17 protein-coding genes are annotated in these 20,336 nt (G+C 69.6%); 14 read left to right on the forward strand and 3 right to left on the reverse strand.

Going from position 1 to position 20,336, the window contains the following annotated elements; genetic code table 11:
* Positions 1-103: 103 nt before the first annotated feature.
* Complete coding sequence (locus tag ACP96_RS16195) at positions 104-2,770, reverse strand: alkaline phosphatase PhoX (RefSeq protein ID WP_394296553.1); 2,667 nt, start codon at positions 2,768-2,770, stop codon at positions 104-106.
* A gap of 215 nt (positions 2,771-2,985) precedes the next feature.
* On the opposite strand from ACP96_RS16195, the gene ACP96_RS16200 reads away from it, so the two are divergent.
* The 9 genes from ACP96_RS16200 to ACP96_RS16240 all read left to right on the forward strand — a co-directional run bounded on the left by ACP96_RS16200 (position 2,986) and on the right by ACP96_RS16240 (position 10,747).
* Positions 2,986-3,669 (forward strand): cyclase family protein, encoded by a 684-nt coding sequence (locus ACP96_RS16200; protein WP_050023169.1) that lies wholly within the window; start codon positions 2,986-2,988, stop codon positions 3,667-3,669.
* Between the two features lie 90 nt (positions 3,670-3,759).
* Positions 3,760-4,041 carry a 50S ribosomal protein L44e gene (locus ACP96_RS16205; protein ID WP_008004085.1) on the forward strand — a complete coding sequence of 94 codons (282 nt, stop codon included), beginning with the start codon at positions 3,760-3,762 and terminating at the stop codon, positions 4,039-4,041.
* 2 nt (positions 4,042-4,043) lie between these two features.
* Complete coding sequence (locus ACP96_RS16210; RefSeq protein WP_004050354.1) at positions 4,044-4,217, forward strand: 30S ribosomal protein S27e; 174 nt, start codon at positions 4,044-4,046, stop codon at positions 4,215-4,217.
* A gap of 18 nt (positions 4,218-4,235) precedes the next feature.
* Positions 4,236-5,036 (forward strand): translation initiation factor IF-2 subunit alpha, encoded by an 801-nt coding sequence (locus ACP96_RS16215; RefSeq protein ID WP_050034106.1) that lies wholly within the window; start codon positions 4,236-4,238, stop codon positions 5,034-5,036.
* A gap of 40 nt (positions 5,037-5,076) precedes the next feature.
* Positions 5,077-5,259, forward strand: a complete 183-nt coding sequence (locus ACP96_RS16220; protein WP_050034107.1) for an RNA-protein complex protein Nop10 — start codon at positions 5,077-5,079, stop codon at positions 5,257-5,259.
* Between the two features lie 127 nt (positions 5,260-5,386).
* Positions 5,387-6,139, forward strand: coding sequence for a proteasome assembly chaperone family protein (locus tag ACP96_RS16225; protein ID WP_050023173.1), 753 nt, complete (start codon positions 5,387-5,389; stop codon positions 6,137-6,139).
* Positions 6,140-6,257: 118 nt separating this feature from the next.
* Positions 6,258-7,424, forward strand: a complete 1,167-nt coding sequence (locus ACP96_RS16230; protein ID WP_050034108.1) for a thiolase domain-containing protein — start codon at positions 6,258-6,260, stop codon at positions 7,422-7,424.
* Positions 7,421-7,822: a Zn-ribbon domain-containing OB-fold protein gene (locus tag ACP96_RS16235; RefSeq protein WP_050034109.1), complete on the forward strand. Its 402-nt coding sequence runs from the start codon at positions 7,421-7,423 to the stop codon at positions 7,820-7,822. The genes ACP96_RS16230 and ACP96_RS16235 overlap by 4 nt, the downstream gene beginning before the upstream one ends.
* A gap of 132 nt (positions 7,823-7,954) precedes the next feature.
* Positions 7,955-10,747 carry a hybrid sensor histidine kinase/response regulator gene (locus tag ACP96_RS16240; protein WP_050034110.1) on the forward strand — a complete coding sequence of 931 codons (2,793 nt, stop codon included), beginning with the start codon at positions 7,955-7,957 and terminating at the stop codon, positions 10,745-10,747.
* Positions 10,748-11,321: 574 nt separating this feature from the next.
* On the opposite strand, the gene ACP96_RS16245 is transcribed toward ACP96_RS16240, so the two are convergent.
* Complete coding sequence (locus ACP96_RS16245) at positions 11,322-12,092, reverse strand: VOC family protein (RefSeq protein ID WP_050023176.1); 771 nt, start codon at positions 12,090-12,092, stop codon at positions 11,322-11,324.
* Between the two features lie 191 nt (positions 12,093-12,283).
* On the opposite strand from ACP96_RS16245, the gene ACP96_RS16250 reads away from it, so the two are divergent.
* From ACP96_RS16250 to ACP96_RS16265, 4 genes are all read left to right on the forward strand, one after another.
* A complete protein-coding gene (locus tag ACP96_RS16250) occupies positions 12,284-13,456 on the forward strand; it encodes a UbiA family prenyltransferase (RefSeq protein ID WP_202593980.1) in 1,173 nt (390 codons plus the stop codon).
* Between the two features lie 242 nt (positions 13,457-13,698).
* Positions 13,699-15,414, forward strand: coding sequence for a histidine kinase N-terminal 7TM domain-containing protein (locus ACP96_RS16255; RefSeq protein WP_050034111.1), 1,716 nt, complete (start codon positions 13,699-13,701; stop codon positions 15,412-15,414).
* Positions 15,415-15,444: 30 nt separating this feature from the next.
* On the forward strand, positions 15,445-15,873 hold the full coding sequence (locus tag ACP96_RS16260) for an EamA family transporter (RefSeq protein ID WP_050023179.1): 429 nt from the start codon (positions 15,445-15,447) through the stop codon (positions 15,871-15,873).
* A 109-nt stretch (positions 15,874-15,982) separates the two neighbouring features.
* Positions 15,983-17,485: an MATE family efflux transporter gene (locus tag ACP96_RS16265; protein WP_202593981.1), complete on the forward strand. Its 1,503-nt coding sequence runs from the start codon at positions 15,983-15,985 to the stop codon at positions 17,483-17,485.
* Between the two features lie 563 nt (positions 17,486-18,048).
* On the opposite strand, the gene ACP96_RS16270 is transcribed toward ACP96_RS16265, so the two are convergent.
* Positions 18,049-19,260, reverse strand: a complete 1,212-nt coding sequence (locus tag ACP96_RS16270; protein ID WP_050034113.1) for an iron-containing alcohol dehydrogenase family protein — start codon at positions 19,258-19,260, stop codon at positions 18,049-18,051.
* A gap of 157 nt (positions 19,261-19,417) precedes the next feature.
* Between ACP96_RS16270 and ACP96_RS16275 the strand changes: the two genes are divergently transcribed.
* A complete protein-coding gene (locus ACP96_RS16275; protein WP_050034114.1) occupies positions 19,418-20,302 on the forward strand; it encodes a hypothetical protein in 885 nt (294 codons plus the stop codon).
* Positions 20,303-20,336 lie beyond the last annotated feature (34 nt).

The following is a 20,336-nucleotide window of genomic DNA, read 5'->3' on the forward strand; positions in this document are numbered from 1 at the left end:
AGGGTACGAAGCGGGCCCGGATGCGGAGCAGAGCCGGGCCGAGCGAGGCGGAGAACCGGAACGAGGCGGGGACCGGAGGGATCCGCGGGAGCCGTCGGCCCGGCTAGTTGACCTCCTCGTAGAGGCTCACCACGTCGTCGAAGTCGAGCCGGTCGTTCTGATTGAAGTCGAACGCCCGCGCGTTGGAGGAGACGCTATCGCTTTCGAGGTTCTCGAACAGCAGTTCGACGTCGGCGTAGTCGACGCGACCGTTCCCGTTCACGTCCTCGTAGTGGCCGTCGCCGTCGGGGTCGGTGGGGGCGTCGCCGCCGGAGCCGACGTTCGCGGGACCGGTGATCGCGAGCCCCGACCGCGCTTCGACGTCGACCGACTCGCCGTCGTCGTCGTCGAACGACCCCGCGGTGTCGACGTCGGTGACGCCGGCGCCACGACCCGAGAGGGTGAGCGTCGCCAGCGTGAAGTCGGTGTCCGCCGGCTCCATCGCGTCGTCGACGTCGGCGAACCGGAACGAGGCCGTGGCGCCGTCGTCGGTGATCGTCGGCGCCTCCGAGAGTCCGACCGAGTCGGGGTAGTTCGCGCTCGTGATCCCGACGACGTCGGGGTCGGCAACGCTCACGGTGAACTCGCCGCCGGCGATACCGTCGGGGACGTTGCGCGCGACGACCTCGGCCTCGACGGCGTCGCCCTGCCCGACCGCGACGGAGCTGACATCGAGGCGGACGTGCGGCTGGAAGACGTAGAGCCCGTCGTTCGGGTACGAGCGGGCGGGACCGCCGAACCCGTCCTCACAGCAGAGCACGCGTCCGTCGCGCATCGTGTACACGTTGTCGATGTTGCGGAGCGCGTCGTCGGCGTCTTCCGGGGAGTCGGTGAAGTCCGGCCCGGTGATCATCGGTTCGAGCGTCGAGACGTTGTAGTCCGGCTCCAGCTCGGCGCGGTAGACCACGCCGCCGTCGACGCGGTCCATCTGGATGTCGCCCTCGTCGTCGGCGAGCGCGTCGTTGAACTCGGAGATACCGAAGTAGACGAAGTCGCCGGGCTCGGAGTCGTCCACGCTGTCGACCCCCTCGGCCTTGTTGAACTCGATGGACGCGCCGATCTCCTTGGCCGCCGCGCGGGTCTCCAGGAAGGGGACGCGGCGGAGTTCCTCGTCGACGCCCTCCGGGCCGTTCTCCTCGTACTGCGTCGCCCACTCGACGATCGCCTCGTTCGAGATGTAGTTCCGGTTGCCGTTCTCGATGACCTCGATGTCGGCCTCTCGGACTGCGGCGGCCGGGTCGCTCTGCCAGTCGGTCTCCGCGTGGGCCTCCAGGTAGTCGGCCTGCGTCACGTCGTCGTACTCGGCGACCCACGACTCTACCTCGCCGTTGGTGGCGCTCCCGAGCGGGATCCACTCGACTTCGAGCGGCGTCTGTGCGGGGGAGTTCCGCTCGCCCGAGTCAGCGACGCTGGCGGCGTCGTTGGTGATCTTCGGGGCGAACAGCGTCCCCGCGATGTCGTCGGTGTCGTCGTACTCGTCGATCGGCTCGTCGGCGACGAACTTGTAGATCCCCTTGCTGTCGCCGTCCGAGCAGCCGTAGACGGTTTTGCGGTCGCCCTCGATGTCCGGTGCCTCCCAGGAGGCCCGACCCATCACGTAGTACTTGAGCGATTCGGGCTCGTCGGCCGTCGGTTCGCGGACGTCGACGAAGTACCCGTATCGGTACGGGTTCGGATACACGTCGTCGATCGGCGTCGTCGCGAGGTTGTCGTCGCCGGACTGATCCGCTTGCTCCGCACCGAGGTAGTACGCGAGGAACTCGACGCCCGTCAGCGCCCAGTAGCCCTGCGGACTGAAGCTCGATTCGAGGTCGCCGTCCTCGGCGTACGTCTCGATCGAGCCGGCGATCTCGCTCGGGTTCGGCCGGTTCCAGAACTGACAGCCGCCGATCAGCCCCTCGCCGGACCCGGCGTCGACGATGTCGCTCACGGTCGCCGTGCGGGTGACGCGGGCGTGCGCGTAGTTCTCCTCGGCGGAGATCATCGTCCCCCACGGGCTGAGGTCGCCGTAGCAGTTGATTCGCGTGCCGCCGTGCGAACGGAGCGACTCGGTGTCCGAGAGGTTCATCGCGTTCTCGGGGTCGGCGCTCCACTCGCCGTCGTCGTCCTGACTGAGCGGAACGCGAGTGATCTCGCCCGGGCTGTTCTCCCAGTTCGTGAAGAGGTACCCCTCGGTGCCGTCGTCGTTCGTCGGGACGAACTGGTTGCAGTCGGGGTTGGTCGCCGCGCCGCCGTACTGCGTGCCCGCGAAGACCTCCTGTGTGATGTCGGTCCCGTCGGGCGTCTGGGTCACGCCGAGGCGCGCGTCGCCCCCGTCTATCGACTCGCGTCCCTGCACGAGGACCTCGTAGTCGCCCGCCGCCGACCGCACCTCCCGCTGCTTCTCCTCGGTGTCCGGGACGCCGACCTCGGGGAAGTCGTCGTTGCTCCCGTCGAACTCGAACTGGAACCCGCTGAAGTACCCGACCGCTGCGCGCCCGAACGGTTCCGGGTTCTCTTCTACGGGGTGCTGGAGACTGTACAACAGCGAACCGTCCTCAAACACGAACGGCCCAGTCACCTCCGCGCCGAACGCGGTCGTCGAGAATCGCTTCAGATCGCCTCGGACGCTCGGAGCGCCCGGAGTGTCCGACTCCGATACCTCGTCTGCACTTGCTACGCCCGCGACGCTGGCGCCCAGCGCGGCGGCGACTGACGCACGCATCAACCCACGGCGGTTCATGTCCACCATGCGAGTGAGAGTGACGGGGAAAACCGAAAAGAAGTTTTATAATTCTTATATATACGCTGTAATTCTATCCCTGTCAGGTAATGTTTCAATGTACTCTACTATCGGTCTCCGATCCGGTATATACCTCGTCGGAGCGGCCGACGGGCGGGGACGCCGGTCGCGAGCGACGCGCCCACGCCGCCGGCCTTTAATCGTCGGCGGCGCCAGAGACCACCGTGTTCCGCGACTGCTCGCGACCGATCGAGACGGGAATGCCGACGTTTCCGGGCGACCCCGAGGTGACGCTCGCGCCCGACGCGACCCACGAGGCCGACGGCTACGCGACGAGTGAGCTCCGGACCGGGACCCACGCGGGGACCCACGTCGACGCGCCGCGACACACGCTCCCGGAGGGTGCGGCGATCGACGAAGTCGACGCGAGACAGTTCGCGTTCGACGCCCGCCTCGTGGATCTCCGACCGCTGGAGCCGCGAGAGGCGATTCCGGCCGAGGCACTGCCCGAGCCGAGCGACCTCGACGCCGATACCGATCTCCTCGTCCTCCGGACCGGCTGGGCGGCCCACTGGGGGACCGATCGGTACCGCGACCACCCGTACCTGACTGGGGCGGCCGCGCGGCGGTGTCGGGAGCTGGGCGTCGGCGTCGGACTCGACGCGTTCGGGCCGGACCCGACGCCCTCGGCGTCGCCCGCGCCGGGCGAGGGAACCGGATCCCCCCGCGAGGACGAGCCCGACGGCACGCCCGCTCACGACGCCCTCCTGAGCGACTCGCTGCCGATCGTCGAGAACCTCTGCGGGCTCGACGGCCTCCCCGAGCGGTTCCGGCTGTACGCCTTCCCGCTCCGGCTCCGCGGCGGGGACGGGTCGCCGGTCCGAGCGGTTGCGGAGTGGGAGGGGTGAGCGGGCAAAAGGGGGACGCGCCGACGCCCGCGAGTCAGACCAAACCCGTTTTAAGCGTCGGCGACGAACCGCGACTCAAGGTCGATATCCATGGAAATGCCACGCCGCTTCAACACGTACTGCCCCAACTGTGACTCCCACCAGGAGCACGAAGTGGAGAAGGTTCGATCGGGTCGGGCGACCGGAATGAAACGCGACGCGCGCCAGCGACGCCGCGCGCTCGCGACGATCGGCAACGCCGGCGGGTACTCGAAGGTGCCCGGTGGCGACAAGCCGACCAAGAAGACCCACCTGAAGTACCGCTGCGGCGACTGCGGCAAGGCCCACATGCGCGAGGGCTGGCGCGCCGGGCGGCTCACGTTCCAGGAGTAACCATGGCGGGAAGCTTCCACCGCGTCGCCTGCGGCGACTGCGAGAACGAACAGGTCGTCTTCGGCAAAGCCTCCTCGACGGTGTCGTGCGCGGTCTGCGGCACGACCCTCGCGACCCCGACCGGCGGCGAGGCCGAGCTCCACGGCGAGATCGTCGAAACCGTTGAGGCGCGGTAACCGCCTCACCACCCCCGTATGAAGTACAGCGGCTGGCCCGAACCCGGCGAGTTAGTGGTCGGCGACGTCGACGAGATCGCCGACTTCGGCGTGTTCGTCGACCTCGACGAGTACGAGGACAAGCGCGGCCTCTGTCACATCAGCGAGGTCGCCTCCGGCTGGATCAAGAACGTCCGCGACCACGTCCGCGAGGGACAGACGGTCGTCGCGAAGGTTCTCGACGTCGACGAGTCGTCCAACCAGATCGATCTGTCGATCAAAGACGTCAACGAACATCAGCGCAAGGACAAGATACAGGACTGGAAGAACTCGCAGAAGGCCGACAACTGGATGCTGATCGCGCTCGGCGAGGACGTCGACGACGACCGCTACACCGAGGTCGCCAACGCCCTCCTCGTCGAGTACGATTCCCTGTACGACGCCTTCGAGTCGGCCGCGATCAGCGGCGAGGAGGCCCTCGAAGACGTCGACATCGACGACGATGCCCTCGACGCCGTCGTCGAGGCCGCCCGCGACAACGTCTCGGTCCCGTACGTCGACGTGACCGGTTACGTCGACCTCGAATCGATGGGCCCCGACGGTGTCGACGACGTGAAGACGGCCCTCGAAGCGGCCGAGGGCAACGGCGAGGTCCCCGACGGCGTCGACCTCGAGGTCGGCTACGTCGGCTCGCCCGAGTACCGGATCAAGGTCCGCGCGCCCGACTACAAGACGGCCGAGGACCAGCTGGAGGCCGCCGCGGCCCGCGCCCGCGAGGCCATTGAGGCCGCCGGCGGCGTCGGCGAGTTCCACCGCGAGCGCCGCGAGGACGACGAGTAGTCGCCCGCGGTTCGCTTTTCACTCCCCCACCTCCGAACCCGTGAAATCCGACATCCGCGTCTGCGCGAACTGGGAGACCGCCCACGACCGACCGGTGTACGCGCTGGGCGAGCGCTGCCCGGAGTGCGACGGCCCGACCGAGAACAGCGCGCCGGCGCCGTTCAGCCCCGAGGACCCCTACGGGGAGTACCGACGGCGAGCGCGGCGGCGGGCCTCCGAGTAGCGCGGGTTCCGGCGTCGCCGCCGTCTTACCCGGTCGCGCCACCCTGCCGCTGTCCCCTCACTGTCGAGCCGCGGGCGTAACGCCGGAATAGCCACCCTCTTGTGAGCCCCGCCCGGAGTACCCCGGTATGGACGACATCGAGATCGACGAGGTCGCGACGCCGGAGCTCGACGACCCGGTGCTCATCGAGGGGCTGCCGGGCGTCGGCCACGTGGGGAAGCTCGCGGCCGAGCACCTGTTAGAGGAGTTCGACGGCGAGCTGGTGCGCCGCGTGTACACCACCGAGTTCCCGCCGCAGGTGAGCGTCGACGGCGACGGCGTCGCGGAGCTGACCTGCGCGGAGTTCCACGCGGTCGAGACCGACGGCGCCGACCTGCTCGTGTTGACCGGCGACCACCAGGCCGGCTCGAACAAGGGCCACTACACGCTCACCACGACGTTCCTCGACGTCGCCGAGGAGTTCGGCGCGACCCGCGCGTACGCGCTCGGCGGCGTGCCGACCGGCGAACTCGTCGAGGAGTACACCGTGCTCGGCGCGGTCTCTAACGGCGACCTCGTCGACGAGCTGGAGGACGTCGGCGTGGAGTTCCGACCGGACGAGCCCGCCGGCGGTATCGTCGGCGTCTCCGGACTCGTGCTCGGGCTCGGCGGCCGACGCGGCTTCGACGCCGCTTGCCTGATGGGCGAGACGAGCGGCTACCTCGTCGACCCGAAGAGCGCGCAGGCGGTGCTGGAAGTGCTCGCCGACCGCCTCGACTTCGCCGTCGACTACGAGAGCTTGGAGGACCGCGCCGAGGAGATGGAGGAGGTCGTCGGCAAGATCCAGGAGATGCAGGACGGGCCGGCGGTGCCGGACGACGACCTGCGGTACATCGGGTAACGGTCCGCGGCGGCCGCGCGACGACCCGCGGTACATCCGCTGATTCCGACCCGCCCGATATCGACGGCCCTCCACCGCTTCCGGCACCGATAAACCGGTCCCCGATCATCGTTCGTGCATGACCGACGCACGCGTCGCCGGAGTCGGGCTCACTCACTTCGGGAGCCACCCGGATCGGACGGGCCGCGACCTCTTCGCGACGGCCGCGCTCCGGGCGTTCGAGGACGCCGGCGTCCCCCGCGAGGACGTCGAGGAGTTGAACTACGGCAACTTCATGGGCGCGCTCGCCGAGCATCAGGGTCACCAGGCGCCGCTGATGGCCGAGGCGGCCGGGGTGAACTGCCCGTCGACCCGCTACGAGGAGGCGTGCGCCTCGGCCGGCGTCGCGGTGCGCGAGGCGGTCCGGACCGTCCGCGCTGGCGACGCCGACGTGGCGCTGGCCGGCGGGATGGAGCGCATGACGAACCTCCCGACCGACGAGGTGACCGAGGGGCTCGCCATCGCCGCCGACGACCTGTTCGAGGTGCGTGCCGGAGTGACGTTCCCCGGGGCGTACGCGCTGATGGCGACCGCCTACTTCGACGCGTACGGCGGGACCCGCGAGGACCTCGCGCACGTCGCCGCGAAGAACCACGCGAACGCGGTCCCCAACGAGTACGCGCAGTACCGGAAGGAGGTGTCCGTCGAGGAGGCGCTGGAGGCCCCGCCCGTCGCCGAGCCGCTCCACCTCTACGACGCCTGCCCGATCACCGACGGCGCGAGCGCGCTCGTGATCGTCTCCGAGGAGTACGCGGCCGAGAACGACGTGGACGCCCCCGTCGCGGTGGCGGGGACCGGACAGGGCACCGACCGGATGGCGCTCGCGGACCGCGAGCGCCTCGCGCGCACTCCCGCCGCCGACGACGCGGCCGACGCGGCCTACGCCGACGCCGGGGTCGGCCCGGACGACGTGGACGTGGCGGAGGTCCACGACTGTTTCACCATCGCGGAGGTGCTCGCGCTGGAGTCGCTCGGCTTCTTCGACCCCGGCGAGGGGATCGCGGCCGCACGCGAGGGGGTCACGACCGCCGACGGCGACCTCCCCGTGAACCTCTCTGGCGGGCTGAAGGCGAAGGGGCACCCGGTCGGCGCGACCGGCGGCTCACAGATCGCGGAGCTGACCCGGCTGTTACGCGGCGATCACCCGAACAGCGAGCACGTCGCCGACGCCGAGGTGGGGGTCGCGCACAACGCCGGCGGGACGGTGGCCAGCGCGGTCGTCCACGTGCTGGAGGTGGCGGAATGAGCGCGCCCGCGAGCAACGGGGGCTACGACGAGTGGCTCGACGCCCTCGCGGACGGCGAGGGGTACGCCCTCGTCTGCCCGGACGGGCACGGGTCGCTCCCCCCGCGACGGGTGTGCCCGGAGTGCGGGGCCGCGGCCCTCTCCGAGGGGCCCCTCGCCGAGACCGGGACCGTCGAGACGTACAGCGTCGTCCACGTCGCCGGGCCGCGCTTCGCCGACGACACCCCCTACGTGAACGCGATCGTCGACTTCGGACCGATCCGGCTCACGGGTGTCCTGCGCGGAGTCGAGCCCGCGACCGAGGCCGTCGCGGTCGGCGACCGGGTCGCCGTCGGCGTCGAGGAGCGCGCCACCGACGGCGAGCCGCTCGTCGTCTTCCGGCCGGCGACGGAGGAGTAGCCGTTTTTCGACCGCGAGAGGAGAAGTGGGTCGCCGCCGCAACCGCGGGACGCAACGTCGTTTTTTGTTGCTGTCACCTTCTCTCCGGACCGGTCCAAACGGTTATGACGGCGTCCCGAGTACTCCGACTCCATGAGCGACCGCATCCGCGTGCTCCACGTCGAGGACGACCCGGACCTCGCGGAGATCACCGCGTCGTTCCTCGAACGGGAGGACTCGCGGATCGCGGTCGAGACCGCCTCGAACGCCACTGAGGGACTCGAACGCCTCGACGATCCCGACGCCGAAGTGGACTGTATCGTCTCCGACCACGACATGCCGGGGCCGAACGGGATCGAGTTCCTGGAGACCGTCCGCGAGCGCGACCCGGAGATCCCCTTCGTCCTCTACACCGGGAAGGGGTCGGAGTCGGTCGCCAGCGAGGCGATCTCCGCGGGCGTGACAGACTACCTCCAGAAGGGCGGCGGCACCGAGCAGTACGAGATTCTGGCGAACCGCGTCGTCGACGCGGTGGAGAAGTGCCGGATCGAGCGCGAGGCCGACCGAACGCAGGCCCACCTGCGGGCGATCACCGACCACTCGATGGACGCCATCGTCACCATCGACGCCGACAGCCGGATCCGGTTCGCGAACCCGGCGGTCGAGCGGCTGTTCGGCTACGCGCCCGCGAAGCTGGAGGGCGAGCCCTTGGCGACGCTGATGCCGGACCGAACGCGGGAGGCGCACCGCGAGGCCCTCGCGCGGTACTGCGAGACGGGCGAGCGCTCGATGGACTGGTCGGCCGTCGAGTTTCCGGGGAAACACCGGGACGGCCGCGAGATCCCCCTGTCGATCTCCTTCGGGGAGTTCGAGGAGGACGGAGAGCGGCGGTTCGTCGGTATTCTCCGGGACGTGACGGAGCGGGAGCGTCACCGGGCGTTCGTGGAGCAGTCCAGCGACATCGTCACCGCGCTCGACGCGAACGGGACGTTTCAGTACGCGAGCCCCTCGGTCGAGCGGATCCTCGGCCACGACCCGACGGAGATGGTCGGCGAGGACGCGTTCTCGTACGTCCACCCGGAGGACCGCGAACGGGTCGTCGAAGTGTTCGCGCGGTCCGTCACCGGCGACGATCCGAATCCGGCGGTCGAGTACCGACTCCAGGACGCGGACGGGGGATACCTGTGGGTGGAGTCGGTCGGGAGCAACCGGCTCGACGACCACGGGGTCGGCGGGTTCGTGATCAACACTCGCGACATCTCGGACCGCAAGCGGCGCGAGGAGAAGCTGTCACGTCTGCGCGAGTGGACGCGGGACCTCAACTACACGCGGACCGTCGAGGAGACGACGCAGCTGGCGGTCGACGCCGCGGACGAGATCGTCGGTGCGGGACTGAGCGGTATCCACCTCGTGAACGAGGCGGGCGACGCGCTCGAACCCGCCGCTCTCGCGGAGTCGGTACCCGCGTTCTTCGACGAACAGCCCTCATACGACCGGGACGAGCCGCCCGGAACGCGTGCGGCCCTCGCGTGGGAGGCGTACCGCGGCGACGAGCCGCTCGACGTCGGCGATCTGTCGGCGTTCGACCGGCTCGACGAGGAGACGCCCGCCGAGAGCATCATCCTCCACCCGATCGGCGACCACGGGCTGTTCGTCATCTCCTCGTCGAAGCCGAACGCGTTCACCGAGACCGACGTGCTCATCGCGGAGATCCTCGCGAACCATCTCGAGACCGCCTTGGACCGCGTCGCCCGCGAGACCAGCTTGGAGCGCCTCCACGACGCGACCCGGGGCCTGATTCAGGCCGACTCCCCCGAGGGGATCGCCGAGCGCGTCGTCGAGGCGGCCGAGGAGGTGCTCGGGTTCTCCGTGGTCACCGTCCGGCTGTACGACGAGGACGCCGGGGGGCTCGTCCCCGTCGCGGTCTCGGCGGCGGTCAAGGAGGTGCTCCCGCCTCGCGGAGTGTTCACGTCCGACGGCGGGAGCCTCAACTGGGACGCGTTCGAGGCGGGCCAGCCCCGCGTGTACGACGACATCGAGACGGCCGGCGCGGTCGACACCGGAACCGGCCTCCGGAGCCTGATGATCCTCCCCGTCGGCGAGCACGGGACCATCTCCGTCGGCGAGACCGAGCCCGGCGTCTTCGACGGGACGGACGAGCACCTCGCGCGGATCCTCGCGACGGCGGCCGAGACGGCGCTCAACGCGGCGGCGCGGACCGGCCGCCTCCACGAGCGGAGCGAGGAGTTGGAGCGGCAGAACGACCGGCTCGAGGAGTTCGCCAGCGTCGTCTCCCACGACCTTCGGAACCCCCTGAACGTGGCGCAGGGACGGGTGCGACTGGCCCGCGACGAGTGCGACAGCGAGCACCTCGACGCGGCCGCGCGCGCTCACGAGCGGATGGACACGCTGATCGCCGACCTGCTCACGCTCGCCCGCGAGGGCGGGCGAGTGAGCGAGACGGAGCCGGTCCGGCTCTCCGTCGTCGTCGAGTCCTGCTGGGAGACCGTCGAGACCGCGGACGCGACGCTGACCGTCGAGGAAGACCTGTGGCTCCGGGCCGACGAGAGCCGGCTCAGGCAGCTCGTCGAGAACCTGGTGCGGAACAGCGTGGAACACGGCGGGGACGACGTGGCGATCACCGTGGGGGCGCTCGGCGGCGGGGGAGAGGACGCGGGCGACGACGAAGCAGGCGACGACGGAACGGGAGGCGAGGCGAGCGACGAGGTCGGGTTCTTCGTCGAGGACGACGGGCCGGGGATTCCGGAGGCGGAACGCGATCAGGTGTTCGACGCCGGCTACTCGACCTTGCAGGAGGGGACCGGATTCGGCCTGCGGATCGTCGAGCAGGTCGCGACGGCCCACGGCTGGTCGGTCCGAGTCACAGAGGGGCGCGAGGGAGGAGCCCGGTTCGAGGTGACCGGTGTGGAGCCGGCGGGCGAGTGACGAGATAAGCGATTGTCACGAACCGGCCCCTGATCGATAGCGGGAGTGAGTGTTGTAGATCTGAGTAGGTATTGTTTATAAGTGATCGAGTGGTGTTGCTGACGGCTGTTTATAAGGATACGGCGACACTGCGGTGAATACGTCCAAAGCCCCAGTCGCTGAGGACGACGCACGCTCGCTGCGGTCCTCGGTCACTCGCTTCGCTCGTTCCCTGTGGTCCTTACGTCGCCTGCGTCGTCCTCAGCGACTGCCCCTTTGAGTCCCACCCCGACCACACCGCACGGCCTCACGCCTCCCCAGCCTCGTCGCTGGCGCCGTCGGCGCCAGCGACTCCCTCGCGCGTGCTGACTCGCGGCCTGTCGGCCGCTCGCAGGCACGCGCCACCGCACCGTTTTTATAAACGATCGTCGCCATCCCCACGGCTATTTAAATACGGTCTTACCGCCAACGATCTTCACACTCACTCCTGCCATCGATCGCCGCGCTGTCTGTACTGACTGCGCCTTACGCTGGTCGCTTAACGAATACAGGTCACAGCAGTGCCAAAAATCCGAAACCGGAGAAGCGACCCGACTTACTCCCGAGTGATCAGTTCGACCTCGTGGCCGTCCTGGTCCTTCGTGAACGCGTAGTTGTGGTCGCAGGACTCGGGGTCGCGGTAGTCGGGCGCCTCCCGGGTCATCAGCTGCTCCCACGCGTCGTCGAGGTCGTCGACGCGGACCGCGACGTGGCCCCAGCCGTCGCCCATCGTGTACTCGCGGCCGTCGTAGTTGTAGGTGAGCTCCAGTCGCATCGCCTCCTTCGGGGCGTCCTCGGGGGCCATGAAGTAGTTCGAGAAGCTGTCGGCCTCCCAGCGGCCGGACGGCTGCTCCGCGTACTCGAACTTACGGGTCCAGTAGCCGAGCGCCTCGTCGGCGTCCTCGACGCGGATCATCGTGTGGTCGATGCTCCACTTGGCGCCGTAGTCGCGCTTGACGATCTCGATCTCGTGGCCGTCCGGGTCCTTCACGAACGCGTAGCGGTTTCCGCAGGACTCGGGGTCGCGGTAGTCCTCGACGCCTTCCTCCATCAGCTGGTCGTACGACTCCTGAAGCGCGTCTTCGGGAACGCGCACGGCGATGTGGCCCCACGCGTCGCCGATCTCGTAGGTGTGATCACCGTGGTTGTAGGTGAGCTCCAGGGTCGCGCCGTCCTCGTGCATCCCTTCAGGGCCGAGGAAGACGTTAGTGAAGGTGTCGGCCTCCCAGCGTCCCTTCTCCTCGTAGTTCAGGTGCGTCTGGTACCAGTCGAGACTCTCCTCTAAGTCCTCGACGCGGATCATCACGTGATCGAAGGTTCCGTCCATACGCGGTCCGTCGGGCGCTCGCCCCAAAAGCGTACTGAAGGGGTGCGAGGCTGGCCGCGATCCGACGGCGCGGACCGGGCGTCACGACAAACGGCGTCCGCGTTTTCTGCAGTTAGTATGGGATTAATAGATAGTCACGGGCTCTGACACATAATCGGCGGGGGCGCCGCGGACGGCGCGCTTGCCGATCGATGCAAGACACACGAGACCCGCCGTCGACCACGATCGACGGTATCGACGAGTCGTATCGCGCTGAACCAACTCTCGAGGCGGAGTCGACGCCCGGCCCGGGGAGCACCGATCCCGAAGCGGCGGTCGGAGCCAGAGCTCCGACCGGAGGGGCGGTCCGGACCGAGCCGACGCGGTCCACCGAACCGATCGCGACCGGAGCGACCGAACCGACCGATCCCACCGCGACGGAACCAACTGGACCGGCCGCGATCGGAGCGACCGAACCGGCCTCCGGGCTACTGCAGTCGCTCGTTGGGCTCGCCTCCGGCTCCCCGTTCGTGGCGGCGATCGCCGCGATCGAGACGGTCATCGCGACCGTCCTGCTCGGCGTGCCGCTCTCGCCCGCGCCGGCCGTGGTCGGGCTCGTCGCGTTCGCGGTGTACACCGTCGACCACGTCGCCGACGCGGCGGCGGACGCTCGGTCCACGCCCGAACGCGCGCGGATCGCGCGTCGGTACGGCGATCAGCTGATGGCCGCCGCCGCCGTCGCCTACGGGCTCGCCGCGGCGCTCGCGACCCTCGGCGGCCCGCTCGCGCTCGGCGTCGCGTTGCTCCCGGGAGCGTTCTGGATCGCGTACGCCTCCGACTGGCTCCCGAACGCCGGGCGGGCCGTCCGCTCGATCGCCCCGGACGGCGACCTCGGGACGGGGGTGCGCCTCCCGCGACTGAAGGAGGTGCCCGTGCTCAGTTCCGCCGTCGTCGCCGCGGGGTGGGGGATCGCGGTCACGCTCCTGCCGCTGGCGTTCGCCGACGCGGTGTCGCCCACCCCAGCCGTCGTGATCGCGTTCGAGTACTTCCTGCTGCGGTCGTTCGTCGACGCCGAGCTCCCGAACGTCCGGGACGTGGAGGCCGACGCCGCGGCGGGAGTCTCGACGCTCCCCATCGTGCTCGGCGTCGCCCGAACTCGCCGCGTGCTGTACGGAGTGGACCTCGTCACGGCGACGACGCTGGCCGCGGCGACGGCGACCGGGGTTCTCGCGCCGGGTATCGCTGCGGCGCTCGGCGTCGGGCTCGCGGCGTCGCTCGCGGTCACCGCGCTCGCCGGCCGGGTCGACGACGACGCGGTGTTGGGCGTCGCCCCCGACTGCAGCTACCTCGTCGTCGCGGCCGCGCTCGTCGTCGTCGCGGCGTGACGGACCGGCCGGACAGACAGATCTGACGCGCTGCGAGGTGATTGGGGGACGACCGGAGGTGACCCGGTCTCGCCGTCCCCGCTTCGCCTGCCGCGTTTCGTCCGCCGCTTTTTGCCTGCCGCGTTTTATCTCCCGCACTTCGCCTGTCGCGTTTCGCCCGCCGCGGACGGTCTTTCGCGTGGACGAGTAATGTCTGACCGCTGGAGCAAAATGATTTATATCTCGGTTGTCTGTAAATAACTGTGATCGGGCTGAGCCCGCTTTCGGTCGCGCTGCTATCCGCCGTCGTTACCGGTACGTCCGCGGCGATTCTCGCGTGGCGCGAGCGGCCGGAGGCGGGCGCGACGTGGCTGACGGTGCTGCTCGTCGGGCAGGTCTGGTGGACGACGTTCCTCGTCTTCGAGCTGGAGGCGCCCACGCTCGCGGCGAAGTCGCTCTGGTACGACGTGCAGTGGCTCGGGGTCGTGATCATTCCGGTGGGGTGGCTGCTGTTCGCGCTGGAGTACACGGGGCGAGAGCGGTACGTGACGCCGGGGGTTGTGGCGGCGCTTTCCGTCGCGCCCGTCGTTACGCTGATCGTCGTCGCAGCCGGCGACCCGTGGGGGCTCATCGTCGTCGACCGGGAGGTCGCGTCGACCGCGGTCGGCTCGTTCCTCCGCGTCGACACGGGGCCGTGGTACTACGTCATCGCCGGGTACACCTACCTGCTCGGGCTGTTCGGGTCGATCCCGATCCTCCAACTCGTCCGCGACGACGCGCGGCCCTTCCGGGGACAGAGCGCCGCGCTGATCGTGGGGACGGCGGCGCCGTGGGCCAGCAGCGTCTTCCACCTCACCGGATCGGTCCCGATCTCGGGACTGGATCCGACCCCGCTCGCGTTCGCGGTGTCGGGCGTGGCGTACCTCCTCGCGCTCACCCGGTTCCGGCTGCTCACGCTCGCACCGGCGCCGCGTCGTCGCGCGCGACAGCTGGTGTTCGAGCACCTCCACGACCCGGCGTTCGTGATCGGGACTGAGGGGTACGTGGTCGACTTGAACCAGAGCGCCGCGGACACGTTCGGAATCGACCGACGGGTCGCGATCGGAGAACCGGCGAGTGCGGTCGTCCCGCGGTACGACGACGTCTCGGTCGAGGAGTCGGACCGGTCCCCGCTCTCGATCGTGGGTTCGAGCGGCCGCCACCCGTACGAGGTCACCGTCAGGTGCATCGCCGACGGCCACGGCCGACCGACCGGCGAGGTGGTGGTGTTCCACGACGTGGGCGAGTACCTCGGCCAACAGCAGCGGCTGGACGTGCTCAACCGGGTGTTCAGACACGACGTGCGGACGGAGACGAACCTGATAACCGGGTACGCCGACCGGCTGCGCGCGGACCCGACCGACGAGCATGCGCTGAACGTGGTCAAGCGGAGCGCCTCGCGCATCCTCGATCTCAGCGAGCGCACCCGGACCGCGAGCGAGCTGTTCGATCCGATGGCGAAATCGTCGCCGCCGGTCGCGCTCGACGCGCTCGTCGAGGAGGTGGCCTCGGGGCTCCGGCACGAGTTCCCGGACGCGAACGTCTCCGTCGAGAGCGACGTGCCGCCGGTCCGGGTCCCGGCGGTGTTGCGTGTCGTCGCGGAGAGCCTGTGTTCGAACGCGGTCCGGCACAACGACAGCGAGCCCCCCTCCGTGTGGCTCAGCGCCGCGGCGGACGACGGCTGGGTCGACCTCTCCGTGGCCGACGACGGCCCCGGCATCGACGACGCGGAGCGCGAGGTGCTGAAACGCGGCACCGAGACGCCGCTGGAACACGGCAGCGGACTGGGACTGTGGATCGTGAAATGGGGGACCGATCAGGTCGGGGGGAGCGTCTCGTTCGAGGACCGGGAGCCGCGCGGGACGATCGTCACCGTTTCGGTGCCGATCAGGGACGACGCGGACGTGGACCCAGAAGGTGACGAGACCGCAGGCCGGTAGGCACTTGTCCGACGCCGGACAACCCTCCGTATGGACACGTATCTCCCGTACGCCCTGCTCGCGATGGGCGCGTACGCGTTGGTCTCACCGCTGATGCGCGTCGCGACGACCGGTCCCGACGCGATCCCGAGCGACGTGGCTGTCGTCGTCTCGAACTCGCTTCTCATCGTTATGGCCGTCGGTGTACTCGCGTACACCGGACAGGGGTTCACCGAACACCTCGCCTCGCCGAAGATCCTCCACGTGCTCGCGGCCGGGGTGTTCCTCGGCATCGGCATCCTGGCGCTGTACCGGTCGCTCGCGCTCGGTCCGGTGAGCGTCGTGACGCCCATCTTCGCGATGTTTCTCGTGTTCTCCTCCGTGATCGGGTTCCTCCTCTTGGGCGAGTCGTTCACCGCGCGGAAGGCGCTCGGGATCGTCTTCGCCGCCGCGTCGGTGTACCTCGTGTCGGGCGCCTGAAATTACGAGGCGTCCTCGCCCTGACATCGCGGCGTAATCACCCGATCCGGAAACGCCCGCCGCGTGACGAAATCCCTTTATCACCCACGGAGAAAGTGGCGTATCCGCAGTGGCCAGCCTTCCGAACCCCTTCCGCGCGCTAATCCTCTACATCGGCTTCGGCCTCGCGAGGGCGGGACTGATCGATCGTCACCGGGTGGTCCGGACCACGGACCTCGCGTGGCCGCGGATCGTTACGGGGATCGCCCGGATGTCGAAGAACGCGGTCGACGTGGCGATGGTCGGCGTCGCCGTGGGCACCAGCGCGGTCGCCGGCGTCGGCTTCGCCGGTCCCTACTGGGGGCTCGCGTTCGCGCTCGGCGGCGGCGTCGCCGGCGGCACCATCGCTCTCGTCTCCCAGCGCTTCGGCGCCGAGGCGTACGGGGAGTTGGGCGACGCCGTCCGCGCGAGCGTCCTCCTCGCGATCCTCATCACCATTCCCGTCTCGGCCGCCTTCTGGACGTTCTCGACGCGCTTTATCGACGTGCTCAGCAGCAACGAGGCCGCGATCGCGTTCGGCGCCGACTACCTCCGTATCGTGGGGCTCGGCGTCCCCTTCGCCGCGCTCAACCTCGTCGGCAGCCGGGTGCTCGTCGGCTGCGACGACGCCTACACCGCGATGCAGGTCCGGGCGGGCGGCGCGGTCGCAAACATCGTCCTGAGCGCCGCGTTCATCTTCGGGCTGGGGTGGGGCGTCGAGGGCGCCGCGCTCGGCACCGTCCTCTCGAACGTGCTCGCCGTCGCCGCGTTCACGATCGGGCTCGTGCGCGGCCGGGTCCCCGGAATCGGCGAGTTCCCGATCTCGATCAGCCCGTTCGGCTCCTACGTGAACCCGGACATGCTTCGCGACCTCGTCGAGATCGGGCTCCCGGTGGGTGCGCGCAACCTCGTGTGGACCGTCGCGGAGTTCCCGATGCTCGCCATCCTCGACGTGTTCGGCGAGAACACCGTCGCCGCGTTCGTCATCGCTCGCCGCATCTGGGGGATCATGAACGCCCCCGGCTGGGGCTTCGGGCTCGCCTCCTCCAGTCTGGTCGGGCAGGAGCTCGGCGGCGAGGACCCCGCGGAGGCGGAGGCGTACGCCCGCGACATCATCCGCTTCTCCGTGGCGACGTACGTGGTCTTCGCGGCGTTAACGGCGGTCTTCGCGACCGACATCGTCACCCTGTTCGCCGAGACGCCGGAGAGCCCCGAGATCCCGATCGCCGTGAACTTCGTGTACGCGGCGTGCATCGCCGTCGTCTTCCAGGGGATCTCCGGAGGTGCGGCGGGGCCGCTCGACGCGGCCGGCGACACGAAGATCCCCTTCGCGAGCCAGTTCCTCGGGATGTTCTGCGTCTCGATCCCGCTGGCGTACGTCGGGGCACGCGAGGCGACGCCGGCGATCGACGTGCCCGGGCTCGCCGTGACGATCCCGGAGATCGCGCTCCCCGCGATCGGGCTGTGGGGGGTGTACCTCGCGTTCCTCGCCGAGACGACGATCCCCGCCGCGATCAACTACTGGCGGTTCCGCTCCGGGAAGTGGAAGGCGATAAGCGAGGCGTATCGGCCGGACACGCCCGCCGACGATTAAAAAGAGATCGGCGAGAGATCGGGAGTAAACAGCGTCAAATATCTAGCCGCTCGCTTATAAATAGTTGAATTCGGATCGATAGTGGCAGCTTCCAAAGTTCCAGCCGCTTGTTTATAAGTGGCTGATTTCGGATCGGCGGCGAACACTTCCAAAGCCACAGTCGCTTATTTATAAATGGTTGACCGCGAATCGACGGTGAAGACCCCCAAAGCCCCAGCCGTGCTCGGCGAACCCCAGCGACGCAAGCACCGCAAGGAGCGAGTGAAACGAGCGACTGAGGAGCGCAGCGAGCTGTGGGAGCCGAGCACGGCTGCCCCTTTGAGTCCCACCCGACCGCACAGCACCGCCGGAAGACGGTCGCCTCGCTGCGCTCGGCGCTGCGACTTCCGTGCTCCCGCTCGCTCCCTTCGGTCGCTCACGGGACCGCAGCCTCACGCCTCCCCAGCCTCGTCGCGCGACGCTCCTCGCGGTCGCCGACGGCGACCGCTCGGAGGCGCGCGCCTCCGCACTAATCAGTGTGTGATCGATCGCTGCGCTCGCTCGGTGTCTTTTAAAAGGTCACCTCACCACGCCTCGCGCAACACGCCCTCGATCGCTTCAGGCGTCGCGTCGAGGTCGGCGGGGGCCTGTTCCATCGACCAGTCATCGGCGATGTACTCGGCGATCGCGGGGAAGTCGTCCTCCTCGACCGGGTCCAGTTCGCGGAGCCGCGAGGGGACCGAGAGGGAGTCGCGGACCGCGGCGACCTCGCCCACCACGTCCTCAGCGATGGCGGTGTCGTCGCGGCCCGCGGTCGCGACGCCGAGCCCGTTCGCGAGCGCTCGCCGGCTCGCGTCCACCTCGTCGAAGAGGTACGCGAGGACGTGCGGCGCGACCACCGCGTGGACGTTCCCCTGCTGCACGTCGTACCGGCGGGCGAAGCCGTGGCCGAACGCGTGAATCACCGATATCTTCCGGTCGAGCTGGACGAGCAGCGCGCCGACCACGGCGCGGTCGGTCGCCGCCGGATCGTCGGGACGGTCGCCGGCGACGTGCGGGAGCGCGTCCCGCAGGAGCCGGGTCCCGTGGACCGCGGTCGCGTCGCTCACGGGCGAGGCGTCGGCGGCGTACGGCGTCTCGATCCCCTTGTTGAACCCGTTCATCGCCGATCCCGCCAGCACCGACCGCGGGGTGGTCTCGAACAGCGCCGGGTCCGCGAGGTCGATCGCGGGCATCGCGCCGCCGCCGCTGACGGTCATCGGCTGGCCGGTGGGCGAGGCGTCGGCGGCGATCACCTCCAGCGAGCCGCCCGTGGAGACATCCGCGCCGGCGAACGTCGTCGGGATCACGACGAAGGGGATCGCGGGGTCGCTCCCGGGCGCGAGGTCGCCGAGCGCGTCCGTGCCGTCCTCCGCGTCAGCGCGGAGGTCGGCGATGTCCCGGCCGTCCACGTCGAGCAGGGTCGCCTGTCGGGCCACGTCGAGGCTGCTCCCGCCGCCGACCGCGACGAGGCAGTCCGCACCGACCTCGGCCCGCTTGTCGAGTAAGTCGAACGCCTCCTCGACGCGCTTGTCCGGGGTCGTCCCGTCGAAGACGCCGGCGAACCGGTCGCCGAGTCCCTCGCGTATCGGGTCCATCAGGTCGTCGTTGGCGCCGACGTTCGAGCCGCAGACGACGAGCGCGTCACCGAGGCCTCGCTCGTCGAGGGCGTCGCCGAGTTCGGCGACGCGCCCGCGGCCGTATCGGATCTGACAGCCCTGATAGTCGTGTTCGAAGGAGTCCGCGATCGGTAGCATCGAACGCCGATACGCCGGGCGGCGGCTTGTAGCTGTGGGAACGGGCGGCACACGCGGGCGGTATTCGGAACGCGCGTCCCCGCGGGCGAACACGAGCGACTCCCAAGAGCCAACCCGCTCCGGGACGCACCCTTCGACGACTCACCATCGTCCACTCATGCGCTCGTTCCCACCCCTCCCCAACGTTCGCGGCTCGCGGGCCTCCGACGATCTCCTCGCGGGCCACCTCTGGCTCCTCGAACTGATCGACGGGACGGGGCTCCGCTTCGGGATGGACGCATCCGGCCTCATCCGCTTCGGCGACCCCGAAACGACGTACGCGGACCCGGAGGCGGTCCCGGTCGCGCTCCGACCCGCCGTCAGGCGCGTCCGCGAGCGGTTCGACCGCGAGGCCCTCCGGGACGCGGTCGCCGACCCCGAGAGCGTGGTCTTCTTCGGCGTCGCGACCCACCACCGAGGAACCGACTACGACTGGGACCGGCTCCCGTCGTTCCTCGGGACCGACGTGTGGATCGGGAGGGCGACGGGACAAGAGGCGGAGTCGGGCGCGGAGTCGCGAGAGGGATCGTTCCGGCCCCCCGACGCCGCCGCGGCCATCTTCGAGGGAGTCGGTCTCGACCCGGTCAACGCGGTCGAGCGCGAGGTGAACGCTCGCGACTTCGACCCGGAGGGGTACGCGATTCCGGGGTCGGCGTGGCGCGACGGGCCAGCCGCCGGCGTCGTCGTGCGCAACAAGCGGGGTGGGCGGGGGAGAATTCTCGCGGACGAGAGGGCGACGGGCACGAGCGAGGACGCCCCGGACTTCGACGATCCCGAAGCGATCGCCGAGACGTACGCCACCGAAGACCGGTTCGAGCGCGTCGTCGCGGATCTCGATCGGCGGGGTGCGGCCGCGACCGTCGACGCGGTCGCCGACCGGGTCGTCGAGTCGATCGCGAGGGAAACGCCCGTTCGGTTCGGCGCCGGCGGCGGGAGCGCGGATCCGGGCCGGGTTCGCGCCGCGGTCACCGAGCGGGCGCGAGTCGCGCTCGCCGACCGATAGATTGCCGGGTTCGTCACTTACGATATGATTGCCG

The sequence above is a fragment of the Halorubrum halophilum genome (assembly GCF_000739595.1).
Taxonomy (GTDB): domain Archaea; phylum Halobacteriota; class Halobacteria; order Halobacteriales; family Haloferacaceae; genus Halorubrum; species Halorubrum halophilum.

Coding starts and splice junctions, on each gene's coding strand:
- ACP96_RS16275 (WP_050034114.1), top strand. CDS start 19,418: ATGCGCTCGTTCCCACCCCTCCCCAACGTTCGCGGCTCGCGGGCCTCC.
- ACP96_RS16210 (WP_004050354.1), top strand. CDS start 4,044: ATGGCGGGAAGCTTCCACCGCGTCGCCTGCGGCGACTGCGAGAACGAA.
- ACP96_RS16205 (WP_008004085.1), top strand. CDS start 3,760: ATGGAAATGCCACGCCGCTTCAACACGTACTGCCCCAACTGTGACTCC.
- ACP96_RS16215 (WP_050034106.1), top strand. CDS start 4,236: ATGAAGTACAGCGGCTGGCCCGAACCCGGCGAGTTAGTGGTCGGCGAC.
- ACP96_RS16270 (WP_050034113.1), bottom strand. CDS start 19,260: ATGCTACCGATCGCGGACTCCTTCGAACACGACTATCAGGGCTGTCAG.
- ACP96_RS16260 (WP_050023179.1), top strand. CDS start 15,445: ATGGACACGTATCTCCCGTACGCCCTGCTCGCGATGGGCGCGTACGCG.
- ACP96_RS16195 (WP_394296553.1), bottom strand. CDS start 2,770: ATGGTGGACATGAACCGCCGTGGGTTGATGCGTGCGTCAGTCGCCGCC.
- ACP96_RS16235 (WP_050034109.1), top strand. CDS start 7,421: ATGAGCGCGCCCGCGAGCAACGGGGGCTACGACGAGTGGCTCGACGCC.
- ACP96_RS16245 (WP_050023176.1), bottom strand. CDS start 12,092: ATGGACGGAACCTTCGATCACGTGATGATCCGCGTCGAGGACTTAGAG.
- ACP96_RS16225 (WP_050023173.1), top strand. CDS start 5,387: ATGGACGACATCGAGATCGACGAGGTCGCGACGCCGGAGCTCGACGAC.
- ACP96_RS16240 (WP_050034110.1), top strand. CDS start 7,955: ATGAGCGACCGCATCCGCGTGCTCCACGTCGAGGACGACCCGGACCTC.
- ACP96_RS16250 (WP_202593980.1), top strand. CDS start 12,284: ATGCAAGACACACGAGACCCGCCGTCGACCACGATCGACGGTATCGAC.
- ACP96_RS16230 (WP_050034108.1), top strand. CDS start 6,258: ATGACCGACGCACGCGTCGCCGGAGTCGGGCTCACTCACTTCGGGAGC.